Below are 3,532 nucleotides of genomic sequence, written 5' to 3'. Positions count from 1 at the left end.
TTCTTATACCAAGCGTTGTGAGTTTGCTATTCAAATTAAGAACTGGAGAATTCCTGTTTATATTAATTCATAAACAAACACATTTTGTTACGTGTTGGATATAGCTTGTCTTAGATCAATTAACGGTAGTGACTTCAATCACGTTGAAGTTTATATACCCCTAAAGAGGTATTGGTGGTTAGTGGTATTAAAATTTAATTGAGAATTATTATCATATATAACAATCAATTACCTAGATTGACCATGGTATAAATAGGGTGATTGCGTTCACAGATTAACCTATCCAAATTTCGTATTACCTAATTAGAGGTATATTCTAACTATAGAAAGCGTTGTGGCTTATCCAAAATAAGAATTGATATCATTTAAGCGGTAATAATATCGTTTAAGGGTACTTTTGTTTAACCGGAATATTATTTAGTTGAGAGTTAAATAATGCCGGTATAAGGAAAGGATAAAATGGGCAATATTAAATTGGCCATAGTCATAATGCTTAAATCCCTTCTAGCATTCTGCCTCTATGGTTATTCCATTCATGCTGTTGCTGAGCCTGCTGTTACGCCAGTAGGAGAATCAACAAGACATGAAGTCGAATTAATCCGCGACAAAGACTACAAGTGTGTTCAATGCCATAAAGATTCAAAAGAAACGGTATTGGGTTCACATGGTGAAAGTGCACACGCTTTACTTGGCCGTGAAGTAAATTGTACCGATTGTCATAGTTCAATTAGCCCCGATCACCGTGAAGGTGCACCAGAAGTGGTGAAGTATCGCGCGGCTCAATCACAACCAGGAACCGAAAAGGTTTTCCTCGATCCTAGCTTAATTTTGGATGCCAATAGCCAATGTATCGATTGTCACAAACCTGATGATCTGCGTGAAGCTAGCTGGACCCACGATGTTCACGCGCAAAACTTAACGTGTTCAAACTGCCATGATGTTCATGCGACTGAAGCAAAGGTGTTGGGCTTAGATAAAAAGCAAACCATTAAGCTGTGTGTGGATTGCCATTCAGACTTCAACCAGAAGAAAGAAGGGGAGTAATCTATGAGCTGCTCAAGAAGAAACTTTTTAGCAGGCGCTGGTGCCGTTATTTTTACCACGGGTGTCGCGGGAACTGCGGCGGTGACAAGTCGTAAAACGTTGGCCAATGTTCAAGAAGATGGTGCTAAACGTTATGGAATGATTCATGACGAAACCGCGTGTATTGGTTGTACTGCTTGTACAGAAGCGTGTCGTGAAGTGAATAAAGTACCTGAAGGCGTGTCGCGCTTAGAAATTATTAAGAGCGAACCCCAAGGCGAATATCCAAATGTTGATTACCGTTTTACTCGTAACTCTTGCCAACATTGTGATAACGCGCCGTGTGTGATGGTTTGCCCAACAGGGGCTGCCTACAAAGATGAAAAAACGGGCATTGTGGATGTCCACAAAGAGAAGTGTGTCGGTTGTGGTTACTGTTTGTTAGCGTGTCCATATCAAGTGCGCTTTTTCCATCCAGAGAACAAGTCAGCCGATAAATGTAACTTCTGTCGTGATACCAATCTAGCACAAGGGAAGTTGCCTGCTTGTGTCGAATCTTGCCCAACTAAAGCGCTGACATTCGGCGATTTAAATGACCCTAAGAGTGAGATAAACCAAGTACTTCAATCCGAGGTGGTTTACAGAGATAAAGCCTATCTAGGCACTCAACCAAAACTCTATAAAGTGCCACACCAAAAAGGGGAGATTTGATTATGAGTGCATGGGACGCAGCTTTTCAGTCTGGTACCGTGGTATGGGACTGGATTATAGCAATCTATCTATTTCTCGCGGGGATGTCGGCGGGTGCCGTAATGATCTCCATTTACCTTAAGCGCAAGGTTATTGAAGGCGATCCTGCTCATAATGGTGTGTTAAAGGCGACAGCTTTTCTTGCGCCATTTGGGATCATCTCAGGCTTGCTGATCTTGGTTTTCCACCTGACAAAACCACTGTCATTTTGGAAGATCATGATCTTCTATAATCCAACGTCTGTGATGTCGATGGGTGTGATCTTATTCCAAGTGTATATGGTGATCTTGTTCCTTTGGATCGGCATTATATTTAGAGATCAAATTGTCGTGTTCTTGAGTGACCAAACATGGTTAAAAGGGCGACTCGACTTTGTCGGGAACTGGATTGGCAAATTAGAAGTGTTCGAGAATGCTTTGGAAATATTCTTAGCTGTTCTTGCTTTGATGCTTGCCGCTTATACCGGATTCTTGCTGTCAGCTTTAAATACCTTCCCACTATTGAATAACCCAGTACTGCCGATTTTGTTCTTGTTCTCGAGTTTATCTTCGGGTGCGGCGGCGTGTATTTTATTTGGTGTGTTGGTCTTTAAAGAATCACCTCATAGCCCGAGTATTTCATGGATCCACGGATTTGAACGCCCGGTAGTGATGTTTGAGTTGTTTGTTCTTATCACTTTCTTTACTGGGCTGATCTTCGCTGGTGGTCAAAGTGAACAAGCAGTATGGAACGCAATTGGCAGTGGTTTCTGGGCGAGTTGGTTCTGGTATGGCGTCATCGGTGTTGGTATGGTTTTACCGTTGTTGTTGAATGCCGTCACACCAACATCAATCCGCCATAGCTCGGTGTATATTTTCTCCGTGACTTCGCTAAGCCTAATGGGCGTATTAATGCTGCGAACTTTTGTTCTTTATGCAGGGCAGTTAACGATAGCTTAATTTCGCGCAAGTTTATTAGTGAGCAGATGTCGGATACTAGACATCTGCTTATTAATGAACATGCTTTTAGTAAACATGAGATGCGTGTTCAGATCGGCTCTGCTCTAGCGGAGCCTTATTGAGGTGATATGGTCGGTTCTTTGGGGCTGTTTAGTTTAGTGTTGGTTGCTGTACTCAGTAGCATTATTGGTGTGCATTCGTTTTATCAAATGCTAAACAAACGGACGCAAAATATAAGTTTAGTCCGCAGTTTCTCTCTTTCAAGTGCATTGTTTTCTGTCACTTCTGTCGCATTGCTTGGCTATGCCTTTGTCAGTGATGACTTCTCTATCCTCTATGTCGCTGAACATTCAAATACTCAATTACCCTCATTTTTTAAGCTTGCAGCCGTATGGGCAGGCCATGAAGGTTCCTTGTTGTTTTGGGTACTGACGATCAGCGTCTGGTCTGGCGTTATTGCCTTACAAAAACACTATTCGAATGAATACCAAAGCCGTGTGTTGTGGGTAATGAATCTACTGCTCGCGATATTTGCTTGGTTCACCTTATTCGCATCAAACCCATTTGAAATGAATTCGATTTTGCCGTTAGAAGGGCGTGACCTTAATCCAATGTTGCAAGATGTCGGTCTGATCTTTCACCCTCCATTACTTTACCTTGGCTATGTCGGCTTTTCTGTGGTGCTGGCATTTGCCGTTGCCGCTTTGCTGGTTGATCCTATTGAGTTTGATTGGGTTGCCCATTGTCGCAGTTGGTGTCTAGTCGCTTGGATTTTTTTAACCGCAGGGATCATTCTTGGCTCTTGGTGGGCGTATTACGAA

Annotated in this window: 4 protein-coding genes; all 4 read left to right on the top strand. The window is 42.4% G+C overall.

The annotated features are described in order from the left end of the window. The first annotated feature begins 459 nt into the window (after positions 1–459). On the top strand, positions 460–1,044 hold the full coding sequence (gene nrfB / locus AB4653_RS21495; protein ID WP_009848843.1) for a cytochrome c nitrite reductase pentaheme subunit: 585 nt from the start codon (positions 460–462) through the stop codon (positions 1,042–1,044). A gap of 3 nt (positions 1,045–1,047) precedes the next feature. After that, a complete protein-coding gene (nrfC, locus tag AB4653_RS21490; RefSeq protein WP_009848842.1) occupies positions 1,048–1,734 on the top strand; it encodes a cytochrome c nitrite reductase Fe-S protein in 687 nt (228 codons plus the stop codon). Positions 1,735–1,736: 2 nt separating this feature from the next. Then, entirely contained in the window at positions 1,737–2,711 is a 975-nt protein-coding gene (gene nrfD / locus AB4653_RS21485) for a cytochrome c nitrite reductase subunit NrfD (protein ID WP_102258305.1), read from the top strand. Between the two features lie 128 nt (positions 2,712–2,839). Next, positions 2,840–3,532, top strand: a 693-nt coding sequence (ccsA, locus tag AB4653_RS21480) for a cytochrome c biogenesis protein CcsA (protein WP_372105298.1), incomplete at its 3' end; no start/stop codon positions are given.

It is taken from the genome of Vibrio sp. 10N.222.48.A3 (genome assembly GCF_041475345.1).
Lineage (GTDB): Bacteria > Pseudomonadota > Gammaproteobacteria > Enterobacterales > Vibrionaceae > Vibrio > Vibrio tasmaniensis_A.
This window is presented reverse-complemented; position numbering and strand designations above follow the sequence as displayed.

Bases quoted from the DNA above. Each gene is read 5' to 3' on its own strand.
- nrfB (WP_009848843.1), top strand. From the start codon at position 460: ATGGGCAATATTAAATTGGCCATAGTCATAATGCTTAAATCCCTTCTA.
- nrfC (WP_009848842.1), top strand. From the start codon at position 1,048: ATGAGCTGCTCAAGAAGAAACTTTTTAGCAGGCGCTGGTGCCGTTATT.
- nrfD (WP_102258305.1), top strand. From the start codon at position 1,737: ATGAGTGCATGGGACGCAGCTTTTCAGTCTGGTACCGTGGTATGGGAC.